This window comes from Aerococcus sp. L_32, assembly GCF_050689315.1.
In genome coordinates, this window is record NZ_JBOEQF010000131.1 from 1 (window position 1) to 6,011 (window position 6,011).

Sequence of the window (6,011 nt, forward strand, 5' to 3'; positions counted from 1 at the left end):
AGGCGAAACAGACGAGGAAGCAGATTATTTAGCTAAGCCCATTGAATTGATGCAAATGGGGATTAGAACTGGTCAACTCTTGCCGAATATGAGTCCTGAAGAGGCTAAAGACTACAGTTTAGGTGCTGGAGCTCAAGCCTTGTTAGAGGACTACTTAGCTAAACGATTTATTATCAAGGGGTCTAAAGAAACAGTGAAAGCCATTCTCGATGATGAAATTGAAACGCTTGGTATCGATGAAATTTTAGTTTATGCGCCGATTTTTGATGAAGAGAAGCGCCTACAATCTTACCGTTATTTAGCGGAGATGTTTGATAAAATTTAATTCGTTATACTTGAGGGGAACTATCGTTGGATAGTTCCTTTTTAAATGAGATGATAGGCAAAAATCTATTAGTTATTTGTTTAGAAAGATTACGATTGAGCTAAAACTTTTATTTACATAGTGAAACGATTTAGAAAAATAAAATTATCGTGATAGGTTTCACCGATTATAATTGATATAAATACCAAAGCTCTCTAACGTTGACAGGTTTAGCTGATTTAGATAATATTTAAATAGACATTACCGAAGACGGGATAAGTAAATAGGCATCAATCTTAGAGAGGTTTCATTTGGTGAAAGAAACTATTGGTAAGTATTGAAAATGGTCCTTGAGGTTGAAGTGATTCGAGTGACAATTCGTCATAAGATGAGCTCGTGTGGCGCCGTTATCCGCTAATCCTATCCTGTAGTTTTTGGTATGGCGTAGGAGTGAGGGAAAGAATATCTTTCTGAAGTAAGGTGGTACCACGTGAAATGCGTCCTTAGTCGAGATAGCTAGTTTAGCTGTTTGGACTAAGGGCTTTTTTATTGAAAAGACTAGAAAATGAAAAGGGGAAATAATTATGAAAAAATTGGTTAAATTAGTTGGGTTTACTTTAGGATCGTCATTATTGTTGGCTGCATGTGGTAGTACAGAAGATAACACGGTACAAATCGGGGTGGTTGGAGATGACACAACCGTTTGGGATAACGTGGCTGAACGTGCGAAAGAAGAATATGACATCGATATTGAGTTGGTAAAATTTAATGATTACAATACACCAAATGATGCCTTAGCGGATGGGTCAGTTGACTTAAACTCTTTCCAAACAATCATCTTCATGAATAACTATGAGGAAGCGTCGGGTAATGATTTTACACCAATCGGTAACACCATTATCACACCTTTAGGGATTTATTCAGAGAAACATGAATCAATCGAAGAAATTGGTGAAGGGCAATCAGTTGCAATACCAAATGATGTAACGAATGGTGGTCGTGCCTTAAACTTACTACAAGAGGCTGGTTTTATTACGCTTGATGAAGAAGCATCTGCGTCATTTACACCAACTGTTGATGATATTACGGAAAATCCTTATAATTTAGATATTCAAGAAGTGGATGCAGCGCAAACTGCCCGTTCAATAAACGATGTCGACTTCTCAGTGATTAATGGGGGTTACGCGGTAGATGCGGGTTATTATCCTCAAGAGGATGCCTTATTCTTAGAGCCAAATTCTGAATCAGCCCAACAATATATTAATGTAATTGCAGCTAGAACAGATGAAGCTGATAATGAAACATTTAAACAAATTGTAGAAATTTATCAAACAGAGGAAACAGCAAGCTTAATTGACGAGGTATATCACGGTGGTCAAGTACCCGCTTGGGATGACTATGGTTTTGCACCAGTTGAATAATATCTAACCTTATCTCAGTTATATAGAAGTATTCATCAGTTTACGAATTTAATCAAAAAAACGAGCTACTTGAATTAAAAAATTCATGAGCTCGTTTTTTGTTTGTTATTATATGAGTTTAAACATTTTCGGCGATGTAGCGAACCAATTGTTCTGATTTTTCCCAGCCTAAGCATGGGTCAGTGATTGATTGACCAAATACGTCGCCACCTGGTTCTTGACGGCCATCTTGTAAGTATGATTCGATCATGAAACCGCGAACGTAAGCTTTAATGTCTTCGTTCCATTGACGGTTTTGTAAGACTTCTTGAACGATTCGGATTTGATCCAAGTAGTTTTTACCAGAGTTGTCATGGTTTGTATCGATCACAACAAATGGGTTACGATAGTCTTCTTTTTTATAGTTGCTGATAGTTTTGTTTAGGTCTTCATAGTGGTAGTTTGGCACTACTTCTTTGTTTTCAAGGGTACCACCACGTAGGATAACGTGGGCATAAGGGTTACCACTTGTTAAGACTTCTTGACCTGAATACATTAACTCTTGTGGTTTTTGCGCCGCATGTAAGGCGTTAAAGGTCACAGTCAGATTACCTGATGTCGGGTTTTTTAAACCAACAGGGCAGTCTAAACCAGAAGCAACGAAACGGTGTTGTTGGTTTTCAACAGAACGGGCACCTACAGCATGATAAGATACTAAGTCTTCTACAAATTGTAAGTTATCTGGGTATAACATTTCGTCTGCCGTTGTCATACCTGTTTCAGTAATGACACGACGGTGCATGTTACGAACAGCTTTCATACCACGGATTAGGCTTGTTTCACCAGTTGGATCCTGTTGGTGTAACATCCCCTTATAACCATCACCGTTTGTACGTGGTTTGTTGGTATAAACACGTTGTACAATAAAGACTTTATCTTTCAGTTCTTCTTGTAACTTGGCTAAACGGTGTGCATATTCAACTACTGCTTCCTCGTTATCAGCGGAACATGGGCCGATAATTAATAAGAAACGGTCGTCCTCACCAGACATAATTGCGCGTAGTTCTTTATCGCGCGCTTCTTTAATTGCATTCTCTTCATCAGTTAACTTTGCATGTGACTTAATCACATCAAAATCAACAGTTTCACTTATTGGTTTAAAGCTCATCATTTACCCTCCTATAGTCATAGCTCTAAGTATATTCTAACAAATTTGTAACCAAATAGCATTGTTTATCAACATTTCTTGCAAATTCTGCAGTGATCTTTTTGGCAAAATAATTGTAAACGTATTCCTAATCTATTATCATCATGGCATACGATATTTTGAACGGGGAGGACAAGAGACTATGACAACAACAAGAATCTATTTAATGCGCCACGGCCAAACCTTATTTAACAAGCTACATAAAATTCAAGGGGCATCGGATTCACCACTAACTGCTAAGGGGATTCGCCAAGCTGAGATTGCCCGGGACCACTTTAAAAAGGAGGAAATCAACTTCGATGTAGCTTATTCGTCAACTTCAGAGCGTGCTAGTGATACCTTGGAAATTATTTACGGACAAGATAAAGATTACCAACGATTGAAGGGCATGAAGGAATGGGATTTTGGGTCCTTTGAAGCAGAGTCTGAACCTTGAACCCACCTTTACCATATGGGGACTTTTTTGCCGGATATGGTGGTGAAAGGGAAGTGGACTTTAGAGCGCGGATTAGTCAAGCAGTTAAAGAGATTGCGGACAAGCATCCTGACCAAACGGTTTTAATTGTTAGTCACGGAGGTGCTATTGCGCAATTCTTTAGAGATGCTGCCAATTATGAAGGGTCAATTTCAAAGAATTTAGGCTTTACCAATTGTTCAGCTTTGATTTTTGATTACCAGGATGACGCTTTCGAATATAAAGGCATTTTGAATCATGACTATAGTGGGTTGTCGGATTAAATAATCAGAGAAATGGATAAAATTTTTATAGGCAAAAGGCTTGTGGCATAAGACTACAGGTCTTTTTTGCAATTGGATATTGAAAATATTTTAAAATTGTAAGCGATTTCTATTGACTGAATGATTTTGTACCCTTATAATTGTTTTCAGAGATGACAATTCGTTTGTTGGTGTAGACCAGGTTTTTGAGGGGATATTTTTTTAGAAACAATGAAAGCGGTGTCATCAAAATAGAGAGGTGGAGATGGTTGAATGAGTAAGAGAAGTATTGAATTTCCTAAAGATTTTTTCTGGGGTGCATCAACGTCAGCTTACCAAGTTGAGGGTGCGAGTTTAACGAACGGGAAAGGCCCTTCTAGTCAAGATACGAAAGAATTGCCTGAAGGGACAGCTGATTTAACGGTATCAGTGGACCACTACCATAAATTTAAAGAAGATATCGCTTTGATGGCTGAGATGGGCTTTAAGTCATACCGATTCTCCATCTCATGGTCACGGGTGATTCCTGAAGGTACAGGAAAAGCAAACCAAGAAGGCTTAGACTTCTATTCAGACTTAATCGATGAATGTTTAAAATACGACATTGAACCGATTATCACCATGTTCCATTTTGATATGCCAGCTGCCTTAGATGCACGCGGATCATGGGGTAACCGTGATTCAGTTGAATGGTTTGTCGACTATGCCAAACTATTATTCGATAATTATGGTGACCGAGTGAAATACTGGTTAACAATTAACGAACAAAATATGTTAACACTAGTTGGTAATGTGATTGGGACCTTACGTGTTCCTGAAGGTACTGAGAATGTGACCAAAGAAATTTACCAACAAAACCACCATATGTTAGTGGCTCAAGCCAAAGCTATGGAAATTTGTCACCAACAGTTACCAGAAGCGAAAATTGCGCCAGCACCAAATATTGCCATTGCTTATGCAGCCAGCATGAACCCTGAAGATACTCTTGCAGCGCAAAATGCCAATGCCATCAGAAACTGGTTATACCTTGATATGGCGGTTTACGGTAAGTACAACAACTTAGTTTGGACCTGGTTAGAAAGCCAAGATGCCTTGCCAGATATAGTAGACGGCGACTTTGAGTCCTTAGCAAATGCGAAACCGGACTTCTTAGGGATTAACTACTACAATACTTTAACAGTGAAAGCTTATGAAGCACCAGAATCTGGAAAAGTTGAATTCAAGAGCCAACAAGAAAATTCTGGTTTAGAAGATATGTTCCTTGGGGTAGATAACGAATTCTTACCAAAAACTGAATTTGGCTGGGAAATTGATCCAATCGGCTTTAGAGCAACCCTTCGTGAGATTTACTCACGCTACCATTTACCGATTTTAATTACGGAAAATGGCCTGGGTGCTTATGATGAGCTGACAGCAGATGGCAAGATTCACGATGACTACCGAATCAACTACCTACGTACCCACATTGAGCAAATGAAATTAGCTGTTGGAGATGGGGTAGAGATGCTAGGTTACAATCCTTGGTCAGCCATTGACTTGATTTCAACCCACGAAGGGATTCGTAAACGTTACGGCTTCATCTATGTAGACCGTGATGATGAACAAGTAGGGACTTTAACCCGTTACCGAAAAGATTCATTTTTCTGGTACCAAGGGGTGATTGCGAATAACGGTAGTGATTTAACTTAATAATTGGGAGGTGGTTTCATGGTTAAATATAAAAAAATAGCACAGGAAATCACCAACTACATTGTAGACAATAAGATGAAACGACACGATAAATTACCAGTGATTGATGAGATGGCCATTGATTTCAATGCTAGCAAGTCAACCATCGTCAAGGCTCTAGATATTCTAGAAGCCAAGGGGCAAATTTATCAGGTCCAAGGGTCGGGGATATTTGTACGAGATGTCCATATTCCTGGAAAAATCAACTTAAACCGTCCTGAAGGGCTGAGTCGAACCCTAGTCGGTGCGACCATTGTGAGTCGGGTGGTTAAGGTTGAAATCATTAAACCGAATGCTACTATTCAAGAATATCTTGAATGTGACCCAGATGAAGATATTTATATGGTAGAACGGACCCGATATATTAAAGGGGAGATTCATTCCTATGAAAAGTCTTACTTTAGAAAGAAATACGTCCGTTATATGAACGAGCAGATTGCTAGAGGGTCTATTTTCACCTACTTAGAAGATAACTTAGACCTGACGCCGAGCTTTTCAAACGCCTTCTTCCAGGTGAAGCAAATGGGCGTTGAAGTTGCTAGCTACCTGGAGTGTTCGCCCGAAACATATGGCTTAGAATTGATTAACCAGTTTTTCCTATCTAATGGGGCCATATTCGACTATAGCGTCTTATGGTATAGCCCGGACCATGCCA

The 6,011-nt window shown here is 39.1% G+C and carries 4 protein-coding genes and 2 pseudogenes; 5 read left to right on the forward strand and 1 reads right to left on the reverse strand.

Annotated features, from left to right (window positions below; translation table 11 throughout):
* Together ACRCJ0_RS08680 and ACRCJ0_RS08685 are read left to right on the forward strand one after the other, a co-directional pair.
* A pseudogene (locus ACRCJ0_RS08680) lies at positions 1 to 325 on the forward strand (LLM class flavin-dependent oxidoreductase); the annotation flags it as partial.
* Between the two features lie 563 nt (positions 326 to 888).
* Complete coding sequence (locus tag ACRCJ0_RS08685; RefSeq protein ID WP_313552120.1) at positions 889 to 1,725, forward strand: MetQ/NlpA family ABC transporter substrate-binding protein; 837 nt, start codon at positions 889 to 891, stop codon at positions 1,723 to 1,725.
* A gap of 118 nt (positions 1,726 to 1,843) precedes the next feature.
* Here the strand turns inward: ACRCJ0_RS08685 and ACRCJ0_RS08690 are convergent, their stop codons facing one another.
* Positions 1,844 to 2,872 carry a 3-deoxy-7-phosphoheptulonate synthase gene (locus tag ACRCJ0_RS08690; protein WP_431390202.1) on the reverse strand — a complete coding sequence of 343 codons (1,029 nt, stop codon included), beginning with the start codon at positions 2,870 to 2,872 and terminating at the stop codon, positions 1,844 to 1,846.
* A 181-nt stretch (positions 2,873 to 3,053) separates the two neighbouring features.
* Here ACRCJ0_RS08690 and ACRCJ0_RS08695 point away from each other — a divergent pair.
* From ACRCJ0_RS08695 to ACRCJ0_RS08705, 3 genes and pseudogenes are all read left to right on the forward strand, one after another.
* Positions 3,054 to 3,649 (forward strand): annotated as a pseudogene (locus ACRCJ0_RS08695) (histidine phosphatase family protein).
* Positions 3,650 to 3,901: 252 nt separating this feature from the next.
* On the forward strand, positions 3,902 to 5,317 hold the full coding sequence (locus ACRCJ0_RS08700; protein ID WP_431390200.1) for a glycoside hydrolase family 1 protein: 1,416 nt from the start codon (positions 3,902 to 3,904) through the stop codon (positions 5,315 to 5,317).
* Positions 5,318 to 5,335: 18 nt separating this feature from the next.
* A partial coding sequence (locus ACRCJ0_RS08705) for a GntR family transcriptional regulator (protein WP_431390201.1) occupies positions 5,336 to 6,011 on the forward strand: 676 nt, incomplete at its 3' end.

Bases quoted from the DNA above. Each gene is read 5' to 3' on its own strand.
- ACRCJ0_RS08685 (WP_313552120.1), top strand. From the start codon at position 889: ATGAAAAAATTGGTTAAATTAGTTGGGTTTACTTTAGGATCGTCATTA.
- ACRCJ0_RS08690 (WP_431390202.1), bottom strand. From the start codon at position 2,872: ATGAGCTTTAAACCAATAAGTGAAACTGTTGATTTTGATGTGATTAAG.
- ACRCJ0_RS08700 (WP_431390200.1), top strand. From the start codon at position 3,902: ATGAGTAAGAGAAGTATTGAATTTCCTAAAGATTTTTTCTGGGGTGCA.